The sequence below is a fragment of the Rhizobium sp. 862_C5_N1_2 genome, from assembly GCF_051811205.1.
GTDB classification, from domain to species: Bacteria; Pseudomonadota; Alphaproteobacteria; order Rhizobiales; family Rhizobiaceae; genus Rhizobium; species Rhizobium leguminosarum.
The window spans coordinates 256,573-279,529 of sequence record NZ_JBPWPT010000002.1 but is presented as its reverse complement, the minus strand read 5'-3'; the positions used below and the strand labels follow the sequence as shown (position 1 = coordinate 279,529).

The window sequence follows — 22,957 nt, the reverse complement described above, 5'->3', positions numbered from 1 at the left end:
TTTGAGATCATTCATCATTGAGATGGCAAGCCGACAAATGCCCCGGTGCAATTTCCCTTTTCACCGGCACTTCCATATGACAGCGGTCCATCGCGAACGGGCATCTCGGATGAAAGTGACAGCCTTTCGGCGGGTTTATCGGGCTGGGGAGTTCGCCATCGACGGGTTTGAACTGTCGCTTGCCGGGTTCGATGCGCGGCACCTCGGCCAAGAGCGCTTTCGTGTACGGATGATTGGGCCGCCTGAAAACCTCCTCGACGGGCGCCTCTTCGACGATGCGGCCGAGATACATGATCGCAACGCGGTCGGAAATATGTTCCACAACGCCGAGATCATGACTGACGAACAAGTAGGTCAGGTCAAGCTTGTCACGAAGTTCCATGAACAGGTTGATGACCTGAGCCTGGATAGAAACGTCGAGCGCCGCGACGCTTTCGTCACAGACGAGGAATTTCGGCTGCACGGCGAGCGCGCGCGCAATATTGACGCGCTGCCGCTGGCCACCGGAAAACTGGTGCGGGTATCGCTTTTTCATGGCCGGGTCGAAACCGGCCAGCATCAAATATCTGTCGACATAGGCGTCGCGCTCCGCCGAGCGGGCAAGCCCATGCGTTCGAGGCGCCTCCCAGATAAGCTCCTCGACGGTCATGCGCGGATTGAGAGCCGCCATCGGGTTCTGGAAAATCATCTGGCTGGCGAGACCAAACTGATGCTGCTCGCCTTTCGACATGGCGCTTCGATCCATCCCCTTCCAGAGAATGTGGCCCTGGCTCGGCGAGGTGATCCCTGCAATGGCGCGGCCGAGCGTCGACTTCCCGCAGCCGCTTTCGCCGACAAGGCCGACAACCTCTCCGGCCCGAATGCTGAGGCTGACGTTGTCAAGCGCGTGAACGACAGGCGCGGGTTTGGCCAGCTTGAGCTTGAGCGCGATCTTGGCGGCCAAATCGGGCTTGGCTCCGAAGCGCTGCGACACGTTCCTCACTTCGATCAGGGGCGCGGCGGTCGCGGTCATCATGCTAATTCTTTCGTTACGGGATGAATGCAGCGGAAGGAGCGATCGCCTTCCGGCATGAGCTCTGGCATGACCAGGCAGCCGTCGGTTGCCCGATCACAACGCGTACGAAAACTACATCCCTGTGGGAGGCGGTTGATGGCCGGTGTCATGCCGCGGATCTGGTGAAGGGGCTCTCCGCGTCTGTTTTGCGAAGGCACCGACGCGATCAGACCGGCAGTGTAGGGATGGTGAGGATCAGTCAGAACCTTGCCCACCGGTCCGGTCTCGACGAGGCGGCCGGCATACATGACGGCGATCTCGTCGGCCAATCTTGAAACGATCGCCAGATCGTGCGTGATCCAGATCACCGCCGTATTTCCCTCTTCGGTGAGTTTCTGGAATTCGGAAATGATCTGGCTCTGGATCGTCACATCAAGCGCCGTTGTCGGTTCATCGGCGATGATAAGGTCCGGCTTGTGAAGAAGCGCGATGGCAATCGCCACACGCTGGCGCATTCCGCCGGAAAACTGATGCGGATAGGCGGCAAGCCTTTCTTCAGGGCTTGGTATTCCAACCAGCGCCAAAGCATCACGCGCCCGCTGCCGGGCGGTATCCTTCGGGACTCGCTCGTGTGCCTGAACGGCTTCCACCATCTGCGTCCCGACCGTCAGGACCGGGTTGAGCGTCATCGTCGGATCCTGGAATACCATGGCGATCCGCTTGCCGCGCAGCTGCCGCATCTCTTCGTCCGAATATTTCGCGATGTCGGCGCCGTCGAAGATGATCCGGCCGCCGGCAACCCGGCCGGGTTTATCGAGGAGCCGCATGATCGAGAAGCCGGTCACCGACTTTCCGGATCCGGATTCTCCCACGAGACCAAGGACCTTGCCGCGTTCAACCGTGAACGACACATCATTGACGGCGCAAAGGTTGGGGCGTCCCCTGCCGCCGCCGAATTCGGTGACAAGATTGCTCACTTGCAGCAAAGGGGTCATGACATGTTCCTCGGGTTGAGCACATCGCGCAGCCGGTCACCGACGAGATTGATCGCCGCGATCGTGACCAGAAGGGCAATGCCGGGAAAGAAGCTGATCCAGTAGAGGCCTGTCAGAAGATACTGGTAGCCCGTCGAGATCAGCATGCCGAGCGAGGGTTCGGTCACGGATGCACCGAGACCGAGGAAAGACAAGGTTGCTTCGAGGCCGATTGCCCTCGCGATCTGCATGGTGGCGATGACAATGACCGGCGCAAGACAGTTCGGCAGCAGGTGCCTGAAGAGGATGCGCCATCCGGGCAGGCGCAGCATCCGGGCCGCCTCGATATATTCCTTCTCGCGCTCGACCAGAGCGGTGCCGCGGACCGTGCGAGCATAGGTCGCCCACTCGGCGATGATCAGTGCGATCACGACATTGGGCACACCCTTGCCGAGCACGGCGAGCATCATGAGCGCCATCAATATTGTGGGAAACGACAGCTGCAGGTCGACGAGCCGCATCATCGCGGTTTCCGTGCGTCCTCCCATGTAAGCGGCGAACAGTCCGGCTGAGGTTCCGATGATGGCAGCAGCGAAAGCCGACAGAACGCCCACCAGCAAAGAGGTGCGCAGGCCATAGAGGATGCCGGACAGGATATCGCGGCCCTGGCTGTCGGTACCGAGGTGATAGACGAGCCCGGTCATGGATTCAGACCCCGGCGGCAGTCGTCCATCCATGATATCGAGCTGCATCAAATCATAGGGATTTTGCGGAGAGATCCATGGCGCAAACAACGCCAGGCAACAGATGATCACCAGCGTGAGGAAGGCGATCGCAGCTGCCGGAGAGCTGAAGAAATCCGCGATCCCTTTCGACAGACGACTGGGTTCGGGCGTTGGAGCGCTTGTGTCTTGCGTGTGTGGTTCGGCCATGGGGTCAAGCCTTTCCTTCCAGCCGGACCCGCGGATCCAGAAGGGTATAACAGATGTCGATGATGAAGTTGAGGACGACGAAGAGCAGCACCATCATCATCAGGTAGGCGACGATGACGGGGCGATCGAGAAGGTTGATCGAGTCGATGATGAGCTTGCCCATGCCCGGCCACGCAAAGATGCTTTCGGTGACGACCGAAAAGGCGATGAGTGACCCGAACTCGAGACCGATAATCGTCACCACCGGGATCATCAGGTTCTTGAGAACGTGCACGGAAATGATCCGCCGCTCTCGCAATCCCTTGGCGCGGGCAAACTTCACATAGTCCTGGGGAAGGACCTCCTGCACGCCGGCACGGGTCAGCCGAAGAATGAGCGACGTCTTGAACAGAGCCAGGTTGAAGGCCGGCAATAAAAGGTGCCGGATGCCGTCTGCGGTCAGAAACGACCATTGTGCGCCGAGCAGCTCCTGCGTCGGGCCGCGGCCATTCGTCGGCAACCAGCCGAGCTCGACGGAAAACACCATGATCAGCATGAGACCGACCCAGAAGGTCGGAAGCGAGAAGCCCAGAATCGAGCCGCTCATGATGAGCTTGGAGGAAATCCGATTGGGGTAGAGCCCTGCATACAGCCCAAGCGGCAAGCCGAACAGCAGCGCGATGCCGAGAGCCGTGATCGCCAGTTCGAGCGTCGCTGGGAGACGTTCGAGGATCAGACCCAGCGCCGGCCGCCCATAAACGAAGCTGTTGCCGAAATCCCCGTGCAGAAGTCCTTGGAGAAACAGCAGATACTGTTTCCACAGCGGCTGATCCAGACCGTAATGCGCGATGACGAGTGCCCGCTCCGCCTGATTGGTGTCCGGGTTGATGAGGATGTCGACCGGGTTGCCGATCACATTGACGCCGATGAAGACAATGATCGTCATCGCGACAATGACGAAGAGCGCCTGTATCAACCGCCTGATAATGGATGTGACCATTGAACCTCTCCCTACAGCGCCGCGCGTCTTTTCGAGAACCGCAAAGCACGCTGTAACACTTTGAATCTAGGAGACGGAGATGGCCATCCCGTCGCGCTGCGGATCGGCCGCGCCTTTCGAGATGCCGCCGTCAATCTTGATCGCGTGGACTGCGGCGAACGCATATGTCTGCGGCGACCGCGCCACCTGATAGCCTTGCGCCCGAAGCTCGTCTTCGACAGAGTGTCGAATGCGATTGCAGATGTCGATCGTGTTTGACACCCCTACGATCCTCGGCGCCGAGACGGCTTCGAGCACGGACATGTCGAAATCGATCATGTTCATCAGGCATTGCGCAACCGCGGGCGCGATATAGCTGCCGCCTGGCGCTCCGATGACGATGCTGGGCTCTCCGTCCTTGAAGACGATCGTCGGCGCAGCCGAACTTGGACGCCGCTTGCCCGGCGCGATGGAGCCGGGCTTACCGGGAACCGGATTAAAGCGGCTCATCGTGCCATTGTACATGAAGCCGAGGCCGTCGGTGATCGCGCCCGAGGGACTGCCGAGGGTGTGGGTCATCGCGACGGCATTGCCGTCCTTGTCGATCACCGAGATATGCGTGGTGTCGCGCTGCGACCTATCAAGGCGCGATACGCTGGCGATCTCACCTGCCTTGATCGCGCCGGCATGCGCCTTTGCATGCTCTTTCGACAGCAGCTTTTCATAGGGCACGTCGACATAGGCGGGATCGCCCATATGCGCGTCCTTGTCGATCGTCATCCGCTTCATGGCCTCGAACAGGATGCGGACATGTTCGGCGCTGCCATGCTGCAGCGAGCCGACGTCGAACTGCTCCATGATATGGAGGAGTTCCAGCATCGGAAAGCCCGAGCCTGGCGGAGGCGAGGTGGCGATGCGGTTGTCGCGATAGTCGCCCCAAACCGGTTCTACCTTCGACAATTCGTAACGCGCCAGATCCTCCCGATCGATCAAGCCGCCATTTGCCTTGAAATCGCCGGCGATCTGTTCGGCCAGTTCGCCGTGATAGAAGATGTCCGAGCCACCGCTTCGCGCGATGCGTTCGAGGGTCTCTGCCATGTCCTTGTTGACGAGCAGGTCGCCGACGTTCTTGAGCGTACCGTCGTCGTGGAAATAGGTTCTCCGGCCCGTTGCAGAAAAGCGCAGCTTGTCGAGCGTGTTGGCAAAACCGTCATTCGACTGGTCCTTGGCCCAATACCAGTGCATATGGTTTCGGATCATGAAACCGTTACGGGCAAGGCGGATAGCCGGCTTGATGAGATCGGCCCAATCGAAGGTGCCGTAGTCGCGCAGCGCGGTCTCATAGCCCTTGAGCGAGCCGGGGGTGCAGACGGCAAGATAGCCGATATCGGAAATATTGCCTTCAAGCACATAGCCGAAACCGTCGCGGCTCTGGTGGTTGATCTTGTCGAGCCACATGTCCGGCGCAGCCTTCAACGGCGCCCGCGCATAAAATTCGAGGATCTCGTGCACACCCTTTTTCGGCATGTAGACATGCATGGAGCCGAAGCCGCCGATGCCGGCCATCTGCGGGTCGACCACACCTTGGACGAAGGCACAGGCGAGTGCTGCGTCGATGGCATTGCCGCCGCGTTCGAGAACTTCCGCACCGGCTTCGACTGCCTCCGGCTGAGGCGCTACGATCGTTGCATTTCTCATTTCGCGCGCCGCCCCTCCAGCACCTTTGCTAGGAAGGCCTTGACGTGGCCGAGAACTTTCATCCGGTCGTGAGAGACGCCTGGAACACGATCGAACGTCACATCGACACCCGCTTCGCGGAATGAACTCGCCAGGGCGGCGAGGCGCTCCGGCCGCGTTTTGCCGGCGTCGTTGGCGCCATCCATGTAGTATTTGCCACCCGGCTTATGGGTGATTTCCCAGGTTTCCAGATCGGCGTCGCCGACGATCATATGCACCGGCACCATGGCGAGATATTCGGGCTGGAAGGCCTTGCCGAAGCGCGCCTCCAGATCTCGAATGCCGATCCACCAGTCACGCGTCGGATCCAGAAGGGTGACGGAACCAGGTGCGCCGATCGATGCCGCCCAGAGCTTTTCCGGATGTAGGATGGTGAAACGGTGCACGAAATGCCCGCCGCCGGAGAAGCCGAACATGGCGAATTTGGACCAGTCCTGGCGGTATTTGTCGGCCATCTCCGCGACCATGGCAAGGACGACCTGATCGTAGCGGATGTCGCCTTCCACAAGGAACTTGTAGCCGGAACGCGCACCGTCGCCGAGAACGCCAACCGGGAAGATCGGGCAAAGGATGGCACAGTCGTTGTAGAGCCCGAATTCGGCAAAACCGTCGCGGAAGTCGATGGCCGACGTGCGCCCGGTGCCGTGGACCGCGACCAGGAGGTCGAGCTTGCGGCCGTCTGCCGCCGTCGGTGGCACATAAAGCACCATATGGAGGCGGGGATCGGCCTGAGAGGCGAAGATGGCCGTCTGGCCATAGTCATAGATGGCCTTCGCCCGGGCGACGGCTTCGCCCGTTCCAAGTTCCTGCATGAATGTCTCCTGGGAGATGAAGAAAGGGACGGCCTTGGTGCGGCCCCATGCTGCTGTTTTAAACCGCGTCGCATCGAATGGATCGACGCGACGCACTTCAAATCTTTATTTGTCCCAAAACCGCGGCACGCTTTTGGACGGCATGCATTAGTCCGCCGGCTTTACGTCGTAAGCGAGCGTATATTTATCGCCGCGCGGGGTGTAGGACACGGTCTTCTTTGCGCCCAGCACGACGTTTTCGTAGTGCATCGGGAGGAGCCAGAGGTTGTTGAAGGTCTCGGTCGACAGTTCCTCGAGAAGGGGCGCGCGTGCAGCTTCATCGAGCGTCGAACTGGCCTTGGCCAGCACCTCGTCGATCTTCGGATCGGACACGCCGCCGCCGTTATATCTGCCGGTCCCCTTTTTCTCGTCGCGCGTTGCGACCAGCGCAACAGTCGGATTGGTGGTTTCACCGGTGTTCACACCCCAGGAGCCGAAATAGGTGCTGTAGGTGCCTTTTGAATAGGCTTCCGAATACATCGACCAAGGCAGGACCTCGACTTTCGATTTGATGCCGATGCGCGTGAACATCTGGCCGACCGCCTGCAGAACTTCGGCATCCTTGACGTAACGGCCAGAGGGGCCATGCAGGGTCAGGCTGAAGCCATCCGGATAACCGGCCTCGGTCAGAAGCGCCTTGGCGGCAGCGGGATCATAGCCCACCTTCTCGACTTTTTCGGAATAGCCCGCATAGCCTTGGGCGACGAATTGGTCGGCCACCGTGCCGTTCTTCTGCATGACGCGGTCGACGATTGCCGGCCGGTTGATCGACATCAGCATTGCGCGACGCACCCGTTCATCCTTGAGCGGGTTCTTGCCGAGATCGGAGCCATCCGCAGACTTCACGAAAGGCGAAACATCGCGGCTCACATCAAGGCCAAGATAAACAAAGCGGGAAGACCGGCCATTGATGATCTGCAGATTATCGCTCGCTTCCACGCGTGCCATTCCATCGGCAGGAAGGGTTTCGACAATGTCGATCTCGTTGGAAAGAAGCGATGCCAGACGGGCGCCGTCATCGGGCAGGAAGCGCAGCGTGACGTTCGACCAGTGCGAGGGGCCAGCGAAATAGCTGTCATTGCGCTTCAAGGTCAGGTTGCTGCCTGGCGAATAGGAGACGAAGGAATAGGCCCCGGTTCCGATTGCACACTTGCCGTTGTCGAAATCCTGGACAGGCGCCTCCTTGCAATCGGCGCTGATAATGCGAATTCGGCTGACGGAATTCAACAGGATCGGATCCGGAACCTTCGTCTCGACGACGATGGTATAGGGATCCGTGGCCGTGACATTGACAATATTGCGAGTGTAAGAAGCAAAGCTCTGGCTGGGCTTGTCGCGGGCACGCAGAAGCGAAGCGATGACGTCATCGGCGTTGAACTCGCTGCCGTCATGGAATTTCACGCCCTTCCGCAGTTTGAATTCCCAGTGGGTCGGGTCGATGACCTTCCATTCGGTGGCGAGTTCCGGCGCATTTGCCGACGTTCCCGTGAGGTTTATCAGGCTGTCCCAGATATGGCGCGAGGTCGCATTGTTGGGAGCCGAACTGTCTTCATGGGGATCGAGCGTCGTCGGCGTCGTCGACATCCCGATCGTCAGCGGGGTTTCCTGTGCGACGACCATTGCAGGAATAGCAATCGTTCCAAGCAGCCCGATCGCTGCCCGCGTTAATGTTTTTGCGGCCATTTCTTCCATCCCGGTTTAGCGTTTTTAGGCCGACCCTGCTGGTCGGTACGAGCAGGTTCCCGTCCACTCTTGACACAAATTGGTAAGGGGCCCTCAAGGGGACTGTCAAACGGAAAACAAGTGCGTTACGATAGGCGTAACTTGAAATTATGCCAATCCTTCGGCTCTGGTCGCGGAGAAAATTCTTGTCCCATGGACAAAAGACAACCATCAAAAAGCGATATCGTGCAATCGGTTGATGTCTGCATCGAGGTATTGCTGAATGTCGCCAAAAACCCGGATATCAGACTGACTGAGGTGGCGCAGAACCTCGGGGAAACCAAGCCGAGAATTTTGCGCATGTTACGCACACTGGAACGGCGCGGCCTGGTGCGGAAGAGCGAGACAGGCACTTACCGGCTGGGGACGACTGCGATCATTCTCGGGACCGCTGCATCGACACAGGTTGATCTGGTGCGAATAGCCAATCCTATCCTTGAAGAAGTCGGTCAGAAGGCGAACGAAACGACCCAGCTCAGGATCATCGACAATGGGGAATCCCTGTGCATTGCAAAGTTCGAACCGATGCGCGACTTGCGGGTGCAGGCGATGATCGGTCGAAGACGGCCGCTCACGGCGGGCTCGTACAAGGTGCTTCTCGCCTATCTCCAGCCCCAGGTGCAGTTGCAAATGATCCCCGAAACTTTGCCGCGGCTGACCAAGCGCACGATCACGGATCGTGGCAAGTTGGTGGCTGAATTGGATAAAATCCGCCGCCAGGGATTTTGTGTGAGCTATGGTGAAGTGAGCGAGCAACTTGTCTCCGTCTCAGTACCGGTTCTGGCATTCGACGGATCCGTGATCGCCGCGGTGAATGTCGGCGCCCCGGCCTTCCGCACGCAAAAAAGCGACGTCGACCGCTTCATCGTTCTGCTGAAGGAGGCCTCCAGCAAGATATCGGCCCGGCTGGGATGGTAGAACTTTTCGTCCTGCGCCATATCGGACCTTGTCTCTTCGGTTCGACGCCCATCAAGGCGAGCCAACTCAGGTTGTTTCGTGCCATGCCCGCTCTTTAGGCAAATTCAGGGGAAAAGATCGGGGAGTTCGGAGCGTGCGATAGGTCGCAACCTGACCGCTTCTGCCGTGTCTATCGAACGATAGGGAAACCGCAAACGGGTGCCGACGGGTCCCCAATTGCCGATCGCACTTAAGAGTTTGTCGAGAGCGGCGTTCGAATAACCAAGGTCGTGGCGGAAGGGGACGATATGCGCGTCCATGAACGCGCAGACGCGTCGTTCCAGATCGAGTGCGGCGTCGATATCGTTTCGCATGGAGACCGTCCAGGTCTGAGCGCCGCGGGGGCTAAGGCAGGCCACATTGGAAAAGGACCCTGCCGCGACGCCCTGTTTGATGCCGGTTGCGAGATGATGACCGGGAACGAAGAGCGACAGACCGGAAAGACGTTCACGTGCCTCCGCATACCAAGAGTCGTCGCCGTCGGCGAGCTTGATGCCGATCACCTCAGGCACCGCCGCGCAGACCATGCCCAGCGCCTTTGGCGCCAGCACCCGTTTTGCATGCGGCGGATTATAAAGGATGAGCGGAATTCCGTCGGCAGCGTCGGCTGCTCGTTTCAGGAAGTCGACCGCTTCGTCATCGTTGAGCGGCCACCAGTCCGGCAATATGACTTGAATGGCGCGGGGATCGAGCGCGGCGGCGCGGCGGACCCGATTGAGCATGATCAGCGGATCGGGCTGGCAGGCGCCGATGACGAATGGCATAGAGGAAGCCTTGCAGCGTTCGGCCAGCATTGCCTGGATACTGTCGAACTCCTCCTCCGTCTGATTGTGGAATTCGCCGGCAGTGCCGTTCGAATAAATACCATCGACGCCGGCATCGATGAGGATATCGATCTCTTCACCGAGCTTGTCGAATTCGATGCTGTCATCGGCTCCGATCGGCAAAAGCAGGCTCGCCCAGTTTCCACCGATGGCGGGATGTGGCGTCGTCGCGTTCATCTCTTGTTTCCCCGATGGATGATGGATCAGTTGAGGTCGTCGCGGATGCAGGCCTTGAAGTGGCCGGGAGCGACTTCCCGCAATTGCGGGATCGTACCGGCGCAGGCCTCGAGCGCGCTCGGACAGCGCGTGCGGAAGACACATCCGCTCGGCGGATTGGCCGGGCTTGGAATATCGCCTTTCAGGATCTGCCTGTTGCGGCGGGCATCCGGATCGGGCGACGGAATCGCCGAGAGCAGCGCGCGCGTATAGGGATGCTGCGGTCTTGCATAGAGATCGGCACTCGGCGCGATTTCCATGATGCGACCGAGATAGAGCACGATCACCCGGTCGCAGATATATTCGACGACGGCAAGATCATGCGAGATGAACAGCATGGTCAGGCCAAGCCGCTGCTGCAGTTCGCGCAGCAGGTTGATCACCTGCGCCTGGATCGACACGTCGAGCGCCGAAACCGGCTCGTCGGCGACGATGAATTCGGGTGACAAGGTCAACGCCCGGGCGATCCCGATGCGCTGGCGCTGGCCGCCGGAAAATTCATGCGCGTAGCGATTGATCGCGTCGGCGGGCAGATCGACCTGGGCCAGTGCCGACTGCGCCCGTTCGAGCCTGTCACGGGCGGTGCCGATCCCCTGGATCTTCAGGCCTTCTGTCAGGATCTCGCCGATCGTCATGCGGGGCGACAGGCTGGCGAAGGGGTCCTGGAAAATATACTGCATGCGCGGCCGTTGCCGTCTGAGCGCGGAGGCGGAAAGCGCTGCGAGTTCCGTGCCATCGAAGCGGACGCTGCCAGACGACGGCTCGACGAGGCGAAGGACGGTACGCCCGATCGTGGTCTTTCCGCTGCCGGATTCGCCGACAAGCCCGACGACTTCACCCTTGCCGATATCGAAGGAGATGCCCTGGAGAATGTTCAGCCGCGTGCCACGGGAAGTATAGTGTTTCGAAAGGTCGCGGACGGAGAGCAGGGGTGTGCTCATCTAGATCTCCTTCCATCTGATGCAGCGGCTGCGGTGCTGCGAATTGACCTGTTCGAGCGCGGGAACCGCGACGCGACAGGCATCGATCGCGAATTTGCAGCGGGGGGAAAAGGCGCAGCCGCTCGGCATGTTCATCAGGCTCGGGACCATGCCGGGAATGGCGGCGAGCTTTTCGCCGGCCTGTTTCATCCGCGCTGCATCGCCAAGGCGCGGCATGGAGGCGAGAAGGCCCATCGTGTAGGGATGCTTGGGATTGCGGAAAACCTCGCCGACCGGCCCTTCTTCGACGATTCGGCCGGCATACATCACCGCAACGCGGTGGGCGATTTCGGCGACGACACCGAGATTGTGTGTGACGAAGAGCATGGCCATGCCACGCTCACGCTGCAGTTTGAGAAGCAGGTCGAGAATCTGCGCCTGGATCGTCACGTCGAGCGCCGTGGTCGGCTCGTCGGCGATCAGCAGCGCCGGATCGCAGGCGAGCGCCATGGCGATCGTCGCACGCTGCCGCATGCCGCCCGACAGTTCGTGCGGATATTGGCCGGCACGGCGTCGAGCGTCCGGTATGCCGACGCTTTCAAGCAACGCGACGGCTGCGTCCATCGCCGCCTTGCGGTCGGCACCGCGATGGATGCGGATCGGCTCGGCGATCTGGTCGCCGATGGTAAAGACCGGATTGAGGCTCGACATCGGCTCCTGGAATATCATGCCGATGTCGTCGCCCCTGATCCCGCGCATGCTCTCTTCGTCGAGGGAGACGAGATCTCTGACCACGCCGTCGCTCGTTGCAAGGCGGATGCTGCCTGCGGCGATCAAGCCGATATTACGGGTGAGCAGCCGCATGACGGATAGGCTTGTGACCGACTTGCCGGAGCCGGATTCGCCGACGAGCGCGAGCGTCTCGCCAGCGGCAACGGTCAGGTCGATATCGTTGACCGCCGTGATCTCGCCACTACGGGTACGGAAGATCGTTCGCAATCCCCTGATGTCGAGAACGGGTTCGGCGGTTTGTTCCATCAGTCGGCTCAGTTCAGCAGGCCGGTTGCACGCAGGATCTCGTCGATACGTGCCGTTTCGGCATCGTTGAGAGAGGCACGCGGCCGCGGCATGACGGCGGAATCGATGATGCCGAGGCTACGCATGGCGGTCTTGAAAGCGCCGATCCCCGCTGCGCCGCCGCTGACGCGGCCCTGCGCGACCCAAACGATTTCGAAGAGGCGGCAGAGGCGCTCCTGTTCCTTCCTCGCGGCGCCCCAGTCGCCGCGCTGCGCAGCATCCCAAAGGCGGACATAGCCGTGCGGATCGACATTGGCGATACCGGGGACAACGCCGTCGGCCCCCATCAACAAGGCGGTGTCGACGACGATCTCGGAGCCGGTCATCAGGAAGACGTCCTTGTGTTCGGCAAGGTCGAGGAGCGCATAGCGGAAGTTGCCGTCGTCGCCGCTGGAATCCTTGAGGCCGATAATCGCGCCTTCCCCAGCAAGCGTGACGACCGTCTGGCGCTGCAGCTTGACGTGAACGCAAACGGGAATGTCGTAGGCGATCAGCGGAATGTCCACCGCGTCGCGGATATAACGGAAGTGATCGAGGATCTCGGACTGGCTGGTGACTGTGTAAAATGGCGCCGTCACGACGACCGCGTTGGCACCGGCGGACTTTGCAACCTTTGCGTGAGCGATGACGCGATCCGTGGTCGGATCGATGACGCCGACGATCAACGGCACGCGGCCATTCACTACCTTGGCCGAATGTTCGATGATTTCCCGCCGGGTCTTCTCGTCATGGAAGATCACCTCGCTTGTCGAGCCGAGGACGAATACGCCATGGCAACCGGCATCGATCAGGTGCTCGAGCACACGCGTATACGAAGGATAGTCGACGGTGAAATCCGGATTGAGCGGGGTTACGACGGGAGGGACGACACCCTTGAATTTGGTCATTTTCGCTTCTTTCGATTGTCAGTTCAGTTCGGCACGCGGGTCGAAGGCATCTCTGAGGCCATCGCCAATGAAATTGATTGCCAGGACGGCAAGGATGAGCGCGGCGCCGGGGAAGAGCCATTGCCACGGATATTGTTCGAGCACGGCGGTCGAGCGGGCCGCGTTCAGCATGTTGCCCCAGCTGGCCGCCGGCGGGGCGATGCCGAGACCGAGGAAGGACAGGCCGGCCTCGAGCAGGATGGCATTGGCGATCTGCAGCGTCGCATAGACCACGAGGATATCGATCGAGTTCGGCAGGCCGTGGCGAAAGAGCAGATGTCCGATGCCGGCGCCCATGCCGCGGGCAGCCATGACGAAGTCGCGTTCACGCAATTCCAGCAGCCGCGAGCGGATCATGCGCGCAAGCAGCGGCCAGGAAAGTAGCGAGATGACGATCACGGTCGGCCAGATGCCGGTACCGGCGATGGAGGCGAGCACAAGCAGGAAGATGACGGGCGGCAGGGTCATCACCAGATCGACGAAGCGCATCGAGACGGCGTCCGTCCAACGTCCCGCAAGCGCCGAGATGGCCCCGAAGAGAAACCCGATGACTGCGGAAAGCGCGGTCGATGCGACGGCGACCAGAAGCGAAATCCGGCCGCCTTCGAGCACGCGGGCGAAGACGTCGCGTCCGACGCCGTCGGCTCCGAACCAATGCGTTGCCGTCGGGCCGCTATTCATCGCCAGGAGATCGATGTCGTTCGGCCGGAAAGTCCACCACAGCGGATAGGAGAGGATCAACAGCAGCATTGGCGTGGCAATGCAGACGCCGGCAACGGCTGCGCGATTGAGCAGAAACCGACTGAAGGCGCGGGCAAGTGGCCCCGGGCTGCGGCGTTCGGGAGATCGTGCCAGCATATCAACCCACCTTGATGCGCGGGTCGACGACCGCATAGGTGATGTCGGTCAGAAGATTGACGACGATAACGCAAGTGCCGATGACGAGCGTCGCCCCCATGATGACGGGGTAGTCGCGGGTCTGCACGGCATCGACGAGCAACAGCCCCATGCCCGGCCAGTTGAAGACGCTCTCGATGAAGATGGCGCCGCCGATTGCAAGCCCGATGGTGGAGCCGATCAGCGTCACGATCGGCAGAAGCGCATTGCGCAAGGCATGCTTGCTGATGACCCAGAACTCGCGAACACCCTTGGCGCGGGCCGTGCGCACGTAATCCTGGTTCAGGACTTCGAGCAGCGAAGCGCGCATGTAGCGCATGATCAATGCGGCTTGCGCGACAGACAGAAGTACCGCCGGCAGGATCAGATGGTGGAGGAGATCGCCCACCGAGAATTCCTCGCCCGGCGTCAGCATGCCGCCAGACGGCATCCAGTGCAGGCGGACGGAGAAAATATAAAGGCCGATCAGCGCGCTGAGGAATGCCGGGCTGGAAATGCCGGCAAGCGCAACCACCGACAAGGAGAGATCGGCAAGCGAATTGCGGCGGACGGCGCCGATCACCCCGAAGGTGATGCCTGCGACGACGGCGAAGGCAAGTGCGGTGCCCATCAATAGCACTGTCGGGCCAATCCGTGACAGCACCAGACCGAGAACCGGTTGATCGAGACGCTTGATCGAATAGCCGAGATTGCCCGTCAGCGCCTGCTGCAGCCAGCCCAGATACTGCACGGGCAAGGGCTGATCGAGCCCGAGACTTCTGCGCAGATCGGCAAGGTCGGACGGCGACATCGGCAGGTTCGGATCGATATAGGCATCGATCGGATCGCCGGGTGTCAGGCGCAGCAGCAGGAAGATCAGCATGCTCAGGGCGACGAGCATGCCTATTCCTATCACCAGGCGTCTCAGACTGTATTGGAGCATCGGCAATCCGTCTTATCGGGCCGTCTTATCGGGCCGTCTTGTCAGGCCGTCTTGACAGGGTGGCCGAGGCCACCCTCAAGGCTTTTCGGAAAACGCCTATTCGGCGATCGACCACTTCTGCGGGTTGGCCTGGTAGGGGCCGCCGCCCGGCGCCGGCGTCCAGACGAAATCCTTCACCTTGGTCGAGACGATGCCGTAGCGGTTTGCCACCCAGAGCGTCGCCCAGGGCAGGTTCGTGTTCATCACCTTGCAGACGTCCTGGTAGGCCACATCCCGCTTGGCACTGTCCGGCTCGGCCAGCGCGCTGTCGAGCGCCTTGGTGAGGTCAGGCATGCGAACCCTGGCGACATTCGGTCCGGCCGGAGGAATCTGCTTCTCGTTGAGGCCGACATTGATGCTTCCGGCATCCGGCCCGTTCTGCAGCCCGGCGTAAACCAGCTGGAACTGGGCAATATCCGGCGTCGCATTGAGCACGATGCTGTTATAAGTCGGCGCATCGACGGCGCGCGGGACGATGTTGATGCCGACCTGGGCCAGCATCGCCTGGACTGCCGCAAGCACGTTGGTGGCAAGCGGCGTGGTGTAATAGGTCAGAAGCGTGATCGGCTTGCCGCCGTTGATCTGGTCCCAGCCGGCTTCGGTCAGCAGTTGCTTGGCCTTCTCGGGATCGTAGGCATAGCTGTCGATATCAGGCGGTATCAGCTGTTCGGCGACATAGGCGCAATTGGCAGGCTTGGCCGCACCGCCATAGAGGCTCTGGATGATGGCATCGCGATTGATCGCGTACATCACCGCCTGGCGCACGCGCACATCCTTCCAGAGCGGAGAATCGTGGTTGAAGCCGAGATAGTTGACGACGAAAGAGTTGCCTTCGATGACCTTGAAGTCCTTGTTGTCCTTGAAGGTCGGCACATCGTTGGAATCGACATAGGTGAACTGGATTTCGCCGGATCTGAGCGCCGCGATCGCCGCGGCCGGGTTGGCGAAATAGCGATCGATGACGCGTTCCAGTGCGGGCTTGCCACCGCGATAATCGGTGTTTGCGGCAAGTTCGACATACTGATCCGAGACGTATTTGGTGAATCTGAACGGGCCGGTGCCGATCGGCGCGGTGGACCACCACGTGTTCTTTGCCAGTTGGTCGGCCGGAATCGAGGCGAGCGCATGCTCGGGCAGCATCATCACCTTGGTCATCGTATCGAGAAAACTGCTGCTCGGTGCGCTGAGCTTGATGACAACAGTGTGATCGTCCGGCGTCTCGACGGACGATATGCCCTTCAATCGGGCGGCGAGTACCGAGCCGGTTTTCGCATCCATCGCAAGGGTCATGGTGAACTTCGCGTCATTGGCGGTGAACGGTTTGCCGTCATGCCACTTGGCGTCCGCCAGCTTGAACGTGTAGCTCATCTGGTCCGGGCTGACCTCGTAGGAGCTTGCCAGCGCGCCGACGACCTTCTGCAGCTTCTCGTCATAGGTGATCAGCGGTTCGTAGTAGACGCTGAGCCAGGTGAAGCCGGCGGTGGCGGCAAGCGGATTGAAGTTGCCCTGGAAACCGCCGGGGCCGACATCGAAGCCGCCGGACAGCGTGGCTGCCTGAGCCTGGGTTGCAACGCCCGAAACGACAAGAGCCGGAACGGCAGCCGTCGACAGCAGGGCGCCAAGCGCAATAGCGGATAATCTAAACAGTCTTTTCATGTGTTCCTCCCACGTTTGAACTTGTCTTGTTGTTGGCAATCACCCGGGCGATGCCCTCGTAGTGACGATCCAGGCGTCTGCGCGCCTCCTCCAGATCCCTTGCCTCGATCGCATCGACGATCGCGGCATGGTCGCGCCACGTCGCCATCGGATCCGTATTTTCAAGATTGACGAAATCCGATGCCTTGTAGAAGGCGAGCCAGAAGACATCGATCAGCCGCACGAGCGTTTCATTGTCCTGGCAGCGGAACAGCAGTCGGTGGAACAGCTGGTCGTCTTCCGCAAAGGTTTCACCGCGTTCGGCATGGGCGCGCATTCGATTGACGGTGGCGCGCAGTTCGGCGATGTCCTCTTCCCCGATCACGTCGATCGTCTTGCTGATCAATCCCACTTCCAGCGTGCGTCGGATTTCGAGGACTTCCTCGATCTGTCGCAGGGCGCCGCCGAGGCCGTAAGCGAGGTTGTCGAGAAGCGGCTCGAAGGAAAAGGCCTTCACGAAGATACCGACGCCGCGCCGCGTCTCCAGCACGCCGAGCGATTCCAACGCCTTGATGCCTTCCCTCAGCGAATTGCGGCTGACACCGAGCTGGGTGGCGAGCTCTCCTTCCGCCGGAAGCAGGGTTCCGGGCGCAAGGCCATTGTCGTCGATATAGGCGCGCAGACTTTCCTGCACGGAGACATGCAGCAGCGGCGCGCGCGTCAGCGGCTTCATCGATTTCAATGTCATGCCGGCCACTCTCTCGCATCGCCAATAAGATGGATATTACATATCCACTTGTAGGATATCTGTCAAATGGTCAGGCTTAAACGATTGACACCGAACCCCGCTCGCATCTGGTTGAGGCGGTCGTTCCTGGGGGCCAGAACGACAAGATGCAAACAGCTCAGTTTTCCTGGAACGACCTCAGCTGGAGGCTTGACCGACCTCTGCAGCATGGACCACCACGCAGTTGCGGCCGGTCCTTTTGGCAAGGTAGAGTGCCGCATCGGCCTGTCGCTGCATGTGCTCTGCGGACACGAATTCACTGTTTTCCATCAATATCGCTATTCCGATGCTGACAGTGACCCAGGGACCGACGCGGGAGGTCGGATTTGGAAGAGACGCAGCTTCTACTCGGCTTCGAATTCTCTCAGCAACCAGCCGGGCCTCTTGTTCATCGGCGCCTGGGAGAAAGACGAGAAATTCTTCGCCTCCGTACCGGGCGACTTGGTCTCGCTCGTCTCTCATGCTGCTCTGAATGATGCCGGCAACTTTCACCAGGCAACGGTCGCCCTCGGCATGCCCGCGATTATCGTTGAGGCGCTTGAAGTCATCGACATCGCACATCAGCATCGCCGCGCTGCTCGTTCGTTTAAGGTCCTCGTTCCAGAAATGATGGAGCGTTTCCATCATCGAACGCCGGTTGGCGACACCGGTCAGCGGATCGGTCCGCGCCAGCAACTCCAGCTGGGAATTGGCGTCAGTAAGCTCCGCGAGGCGAGTTCGATCTCGTAACTCAAGCAAGAAGGTTTTCTGAGCGAAGATGGTGGCGGTGCGTCTGGCAACGACGGTTGCCGCCACACCGCTTGCGAAAAACAGCGTACCGGCCAGAGCACTCCCCACTTCAATGCCCGGATTTCGCAGCTGAAACACAAGATAAATACCGAGGGCAGCGGCACCGATCGTCATCGCCCAACCGAGTGGAACGGGAAATATGATAATGGCAGTGACGGCCACAAAGAGCATGATGGTCAAATGCCGCTCGTAAAACTCGCCACCGGTGTTAACGCCCACCAAGGCTACCGAAAGAAGGATGAGAAAAACAGCCGAGAGGAGGAAAACTCCCTGCACCCACAAAGCGTGCGGCCGCAGGAAGGCTATCGCGGCGACAAGAGCTGCGGGGGGAAGGATAGACGCTGGCCAAAGCATCGACATTACGGTTTCGGTCGGAAGCAAGATCGCGTTGAGGCCCAACGTCAGAACGTCGAGCACGATAACCCAAACCATCCACGCGCGGATGATCTTGGCAGTCCGCGGCCAGGAGCGTTCGCGAAAAAGCTGAGCCAGTTCCCCATTGAAGCGGATATCACGCGTGCGTCCACCGAGCAGGCGCTCGACTTGCTCCACAATGGCCGGGCTCAACCTCTGGAGAGGTTTCCGCGAAGACGCCCTTACCGGTTTGATAGGAGCTGTGGTTCGCTCGGTATCCATGTGTCGGATCTAGGGAGCAGACGACCGGAGGCAAGACGAGCCGCAAATTCCGCCCCAAAAGACGATATGCTTGCCCTAATGATTTTGTACCAGGGGACGACAGTATGTCGTTAACGTGTCATATCGGGTCAAAGTCTCACGCGTGCCAGGCCGAATTCACGGTTCGACTCCTTTCAAGACCCCAATCATCCTCGATGAGGTAGGCCATCCAATGATCAAAGCTCGCCCGAAGCGAGATTGAGGAGGATGCCCGCTGAAATCCGACGAAAGGCGACATATGCATCTTCGAGAAACTGAGGTTCTGGAAATAGGCGGGTTGTTGGTTCACATCCGTTCAAGGCGGTCGAACGTGGCGAAGATTACTTAAGAGCGCTTACCTTAGCTTTCTCCTTATTTAAATAAAGCCACGCTTGCTTAAATAGCGGCCGAAACCCATACTCGCGTCGCGATCCTTAGCGAAGGCACTGATCCTTTGCCCCCAACCGCGTGAACATACCAATAATCTACGGGTCGACGGTTCGAACCCCTTCAACGCGATGGCCACGGCTGCTGCACAATGTTTAACGGGGCACGTCACGATGAGCCCTGATCCTGGCGAGCACCCTGGAAAAGGCATTCCCAACGGCGTCAGTAAACCAATCGAGCCCGTATCGTTCCTTGAATCTGGCGGAGTGCATCAAGTATATCATTTGCAGTTTGGCCAACGCCTTCGACTTCAATAACCACGTAACCCGTTTCGCCGTGCGTCTGCAGGAACTCGCCCACAATATTAAGTCCACGAGACGAAAAAACCGTATTCAGATTGTTGAGAATGCCAGGGCGATTTTCATGAACATGGATGAAACGCGTGCCGTTTGGACGTGGCGGCAGTTGAACCTGGGGAAAGTTGACAGCGCCTAGGGTCGAGCCGATGTCCGAATATTCGACAAGCTTCCTCGAGACTTCTCTTCCAATACGTTCTTGGGCTTCTTCGGTCGACCCTCCAATATGCGGGGTCAGAATGACATTATCCAAACCTTGCAGCGGTGTTTCAAAACGCTCTTTGTTTGATGCCGGTTCCCTCGGGAATACGTCCACAGCCGCGCCTGCGAGATGTCCTTCTTTCAAAACCTTCGCGAGCGCTTCAAGATCCACCACGGTTCCGCGGGCATTATTGATGAAAATGGCTCCCTTTTTCATCCTGCGCAGTTCAGTTTCGGTTATCATGTTTTGCGTCGAGCTGGTCTCTGGAACATGCATCGTCACAAAATCTGAGATTTCGAGGAGCTCGCCAAGCGTTGCCATCGATTCTGAATTGCCGTGGCGAAGCTTGTCCGAAGGATCAAAATAGCGAACGTTCATACCCATGCTTTCGGCAAGAACGCTTAGCTGCGAACCGATATTGCCATAGCCCACGATGCCCAGCGTTTTCCCGCGCACCTCACGACTACCTTCGGCGGTTTTGTCCCATCCGCCGTCATGAGCGGAAGCCGAACGCGGGAAAATCCGCCTGGTCAGCATTATGATCTCGCCGATCACAAGCTCGGCGACCGAGCGCGTATTCGAATAAGGGGCGTTGAATACCGGGATCCCGCGTCGACGGGCCGCATCCAGGTCGACCTGATTTGTCCCCACAGAGAAACAACCGACGGCCATCAGCTTCTTGGCGGAGCTGAAAATCTCCTCAGTCAGCTGCGTGCGTGAACGAATTCCGACAATATGGGCCTCGGCTATATGACTTTTGAGATCTTTGTCATCCAGAGCCTTCGGCAAATGGGTCAGGTTGACGTAGCCAGATAATGCGAAGTAGTCCACCGCGCTCTGACTGATCCCTTCCATCAGAAGCACGGAAATTCGATCGCGAGGAAGAGAAAGTTGTTCGGTCATTGAATTGCCTTGGAGTCTCGAATTCTATCTGGCCGAAGTAGCTCGTCCGACACAATGACGCACTGCTATGGCAGCATGACTTAGCGACCATCCGATGAGCAGCGCAATAACAAACTCAACTCCGTCGGCAGGCATAAGGCTCCGTTGCCGCAATTCAGCATATGCCGACAGTCATGACGAGCGAACGGCGGCTGTCAAAAAAAACAGCGGTTGCTATTTCTCTATAATAATCTGCACATCTTTCATCATCAAAGGCCGGCTCGTCTTTGGTCCGCAAGCCGCGAGTATGAGCTCTCCATCTGAAGAGCCGCCTTCAGCATCTGCTACCGAGCACTTGCAATCGAAAGAAGGTTGGCAAACCGGGCCGTCTTCGACGATTATTCTCAAGCCAATTGATTGACGAGGTCATTGAGCAGCCGGCCAGAATGATCTCCCGCGACTGCGGCACACGGACCGTTTTTCGAAGGCGGGCCCATCCGCCTAAGCGAATGGTCGGGGTGTTTCCAGGATGGCCGTCGGATTTGACCGAAGGATGGGGTGAAGATGCAAGGCTCTCTGTCGCAAAAGTCTGAGGAGTCAGCGGTTCGATTCCAGTCAAGGCGATCACCTTTCAGTCGGTAGACCTACACGTGATTTGCCTTCCGATCAGAGCGGGATAGCAAGCGCTCGACTTGATGTCTCGTTTCCGAATGACCGCCGCTCACGCCGTGATCTGATTTCGCAGTCGGCCCTCGTCGAGCAGAATCTTGACTGTCTGCGCTGCGTTGTGGCGCATCTCGATGGCTGCATGATCGGAGTAGAAGGCATTGTGCGGCGTTATCACCAGCCGCCCCTCAAGCCAGTCACTCCTATCGCGCCATGCTGTCAGCAGCGGATGATCGCGCGGTGGTTCCTACGCAAGTGTGTCGATTGCCGCCGCCGCGAGATGGCCATTTCGCAGTGAGGCTTCGAGCGCATCGAGATCGTCGAGCAGTTCTCCGCGCGCGGTATTGACCAATATGGCTCCGGGCTTCAGCCGGGAAAGTCCATCCGCGCCAAGAATACCGCGCGTCTCGTCGTTTGCCGGGCAATGCAGGGTGACGATATCCGCCTGGGCGAAGAGGTCATCTAACCGGTCGGTGCGTTCATAGCCGACCGCCTTCTCATGGCCGCGCGGCGGGCCGGGATCATAGCCCAGGATGCGGAAGCCGAAGGGCTTCAGCCGGTTGACCACAGCCGTCCCAATCCGTCCGACACCTATCACGCCCACCGTGGTCCGGTTCGAGCGGGCAAGTGGCTTGAGGCTATGGACCTGCCATCCTGTCGTATAGCCACGGGCGCGGGCATCATGCTCCCAGAGTCGCCGGTGCAGCGACAGCATCATCGCGAGCGCATGGTCGGCGACTTCCTCCGTGCCGTAATCGGGATTGTTGGCGAACGGGATGCCTGCATCAGCCAGAGCCGAAAGATCGATCTTCTCGTAGCCGACACCGTAGCGGACGACGCCCCTGCAGCGTGAAAGTTGGGCGATACTTTTCGGCCCGAGCCGTGCGCCCCAGACCATCAGGGCATCAAGCCGAGCCAAGCGCTCGGGGGAGAAAAGCGTATCGTCAGTGTTGGCGAAGAAATCGATCTCGACATCGTCACCGAGCACCTCGGCCTCGAGATCAGGGGTGCCGAACATGTGATCGGTGATGCCGACGACATATTTCTTTTGTGTTGTCATTTTGCCCGCCGACTAATTATTCCGCGGCAATTGCGTCTGCCGTCGAACGGGCCTTCACAAGGACGGAGGCCTCTGCCAGCGCCTGGTTTACCCGACCGAGAATAGCCGTTGACGGAATGCCATCAGTGAAATCGCGGCTCGAGGCATAGATTGCCGTCGGCAGCACAAAAGCCTCGAAAAAAGCAAATAGCGGGCGAAGTTGATGCTCGACAACGAGGGAGTGTCGATCGCCCCCGCCGGTTGCCGTCAGGATGACGGGTTTGCCGCGCAAGTCTGCCGGATCGAGTAGATCGAAGACGTGCTTGAACAGGCCCGTGTAGCTCCCCTTGTAGGTTGGCGAACCGATGACGAGCGCTTCTGCGTCGATGATTGTTTGGATCACCGCTCTTGCTGCCGGATCGAGGTCCGCGACCGATCTTGCGGCCGCCAGTGAGATACCGAGGTCTTCGACGTCGAAGACGGCGTGCTGCAGGCCGGCCTGCTTCGCCAGCGATACCGTGACACTCTCCACGAAGCGCCTGGTGCTGGACGGGCGGGAGAGATTGCCCGAAAAGCCGACGATCAGATCGTTGCTCATCTAAATTCCTTTCGCG

20 protein-coding genes are annotated in these 22,957 nt (G+C 59.5%); 1 reads left to right on the top strand and 19 read right to left on the bottom strand.

Annotation, left to right across the window (positions count from 1 at the left end):
• Window positions 1-7: 7 nt before the first annotated feature.
• From ACD590_RS25620 to ACD590_RS25590, 7 genes are all read right to left on the bottom strand, one after another.
• Window positions 8-1,012: an ABC transporter ATP-binding protein gene (locus ACD590_RS25620; protein WP_282681727.1), complete on the bottom strand. Its 1,005-nt coding sequence runs from the start codon at window positions 1,010-1,012 to the stop codon at window positions 8-10.
• Window positions 1,012-1,989: an ABC transporter ATP-binding protein gene (locus tag ACD590_RS25615; protein ID WP_439003661.1), complete on the bottom strand. Its 978-nt coding sequence runs from the start codon at window positions 1,987-1,989 to the stop codon at window positions 1,012-1,014. Before ACD590_RS25615 ends, ACD590_RS25620 begins: the two co-directional genes overlap by 1 nt.
• The gene (locus ACD590_RS25610) at window positions 1,986-2,900 is read right to left on the bottom strand and encodes an ABC transporter permease (RefSeq protein WP_018245510.1); all 915 of its coding nucleotides are present in this window, start codon (window positions 2,898-2,900) and stop codon (window positions 1,986-1,988) included. The genes ACD590_RS25615 and ACD590_RS25610 overlap by 4 nt, the downstream gene beginning before the upstream one ends.
• 4 nt (window positions 2,901-2,904) lie before the next feature.
• Window positions 2,905-3,879, bottom strand: a complete 975-nt coding sequence (locus ACD590_RS25605) for an ABC transporter permease (RefSeq protein ID WP_439003660.1) — start codon at window positions 3,877-3,879, stop codon at window positions 2,905-2,907.
• Between the two features lie 66 nt (window positions 3,880-3,945).
• A complete protein-coding gene (ggt, locus tag ACD590_RS25600) occupies window positions 3,946-5,556 on the bottom strand; it encodes a gamma-glutamyltransferase (protein ID WP_439003659.1) in 1,611 nt (536 codons plus the stop codon).
• Window positions 5,553-6,407: an alpha/beta hydrolase gene (locus ACD590_RS25595; RefSeq protein WP_439003658.1), complete on the bottom strand. Its 855-nt coding sequence runs from the start codon at window positions 6,405-6,407 to the stop codon at window positions 5,553-5,555. The genes ggt and ACD590_RS25595 overlap by 4 nt, the downstream gene beginning before the upstream one ends.
• A gap of 147 nt (window positions 6,408-6,554) precedes the next feature.
• On the bottom strand, window positions 6,555-8,129 hold the full coding sequence (locus ACD590_RS25590; RefSeq protein WP_439003657.1) for an ABC transporter substrate-binding protein: 1,575 nt from the start codon (window positions 8,127-8,129) through the stop codon (window positions 6,555-6,557).
• 192 nt (window positions 8,130-8,321) lie between these two features.
• Here ACD590_RS25590 and ACD590_RS25585 point away from each other — a divergent pair, with 192 nt between their 5' ends.
• Window positions 8,322-9,086: an IclR family transcriptional regulator gene (locus tag ACD590_RS25585; RefSeq protein WP_018516885.1), complete on the top strand. Its 765-nt coding sequence runs from the start codon at window positions 8,322-8,324 to the stop codon at window positions 9,084-9,086.
• A gap of 104 nt (window positions 9,087-9,190) precedes the next feature.
• Here ACD590_RS25585 and ACD590_RS25580 read toward each other — a convergent pair whose 3' ends face one another.
• The 12 genes from ACD590_RS25580 to msuE all read right to left on the bottom strand — a co-directional run bounded on the left by ACD590_RS25580 (window position 9,191) and on the right by msuE (window position 22,941).
• Complete coding sequence (locus tag ACD590_RS25580; protein WP_168319015.1) at window positions 9,191-10,126, bottom strand: dihydrodipicolinate synthase family protein; 936 nt, start codon at window positions 10,124-10,126, stop codon at window positions 9,191-9,193.
• Between the two features lie 26 nt (window positions 10,127-10,152).
• Entirely contained in the window at window positions 10,153-11,106 is a 954-nt protein-coding gene (locus tag ACD590_RS25575; RefSeq protein ID WP_439003656.1) for an ABC transporter ATP-binding protein, read from the bottom strand.
• Complete coding sequence (locus ACD590_RS25570; RefSeq protein WP_439003655.1) at window positions 11,107-12,123, bottom strand: ABC transporter ATP-binding protein; 1,017 nt, start codon at window positions 12,121-12,123, stop codon at window positions 11,107-11,109.
• Window positions 12,124-12,131: 8 nt separating this feature from the next.
• Complete coding sequence (locus tag ACD590_RS25565; RefSeq protein ID WP_439003654.1) at window positions 12,132-13,049, bottom strand: dihydrodipicolinate synthase family protein; 918 nt, start codon at window positions 13,047-13,049, stop codon at window positions 12,132-12,134.
• Window positions 13,050-13,067: 18 nt separating this feature from the next.
• Window positions 13,068-13,946 carry an ABC transporter permease gene (locus tag ACD590_RS25560; RefSeq protein ID WP_439003653.1) on the bottom strand — a complete coding sequence of 293 codons (879 nt, stop codon included), beginning with the start codon at window positions 13,944-13,946 and terminating at the stop codon, window positions 13,068-13,070.
• A gap of 1 nt (window position 13,947) precedes the next feature.
• Window positions 13,948-14,907, bottom strand: a complete 960-nt coding sequence (locus ACD590_RS25555; protein WP_439003652.1) for an ABC transporter permease — start codon at window positions 14,905-14,907, stop codon at window positions 13,948-13,950.
• Window positions 14,908-15,003: 96 nt separating this feature from the next.
• Window positions 15,004-16,602 carry an ABC transporter substrate-binding protein gene (locus ACD590_RS25550; protein WP_439003651.1) on the bottom strand — a complete coding sequence of 533 codons (1,599 nt, stop codon included), beginning with the start codon at window positions 16,600-16,602 and terminating at the stop codon, window positions 15,004-15,006.
• The gene (locus tag ACD590_RS25545; protein WP_026230402.1) at window positions 16,586-17,329 is read right to left on the bottom strand and encodes a FadR/GntR family transcriptional regulator; all 744 of its coding nucleotides are present in this window, start codon (window positions 17,327-17,329) and stop codon (window positions 16,586-16,588) included. Before ACD590_RS25545 ends, ACD590_RS25550 begins: the two co-directional genes overlap by 17 nt.
• Before the next feature lie 177 nt (window positions 17,330-17,506).
• Window positions 17,507-18,793, bottom strand: a complete 1,287-nt coding sequence (locus tag ACD590_RS25540; RefSeq protein WP_439003650.1) for a GGDEF domain-containing protein — start codon at window positions 18,791-18,793, stop codon at window positions 17,507-17,509.
• A gap of 627 nt (window positions 18,794-19,420) precedes the next feature.
• Window positions 19,421-20,659 carry a phosphoglycerate dehydrogenase gene (gene serA, locus ACD590_RS25535; protein ID WP_112906786.1) on the bottom strand — a complete coding sequence of 413 codons (1,239 nt, stop codon included), beginning with the start codon at window positions 20,657-20,659 and terminating at the stop codon, window positions 19,421-19,423.
• An 892-nt stretch (window positions 20,660-21,551) separates the two neighbouring features.
• Entirely contained in the window at window positions 21,552-22,364 is an 813-nt protein-coding gene (locus ACD590_RS25530; protein WP_439003649.1) for a C-terminal binding protein, read from the bottom strand.
• A 16-nt stretch (window positions 22,365-22,380) separates the two neighbouring features.
• Window positions 22,381-22,941 carry an FMN reductase gene (gene msuE, locus ACD590_RS25525; protein WP_018245532.1) on the bottom strand — a complete coding sequence of 187 codons (561 nt, stop codon included), beginning with the start codon at window positions 22,939-22,941 and terminating at the stop codon, window positions 22,381-22,383.
• Between the last annotated feature and the right edge of the window lie 16 nt (window positions 22,942-22,957).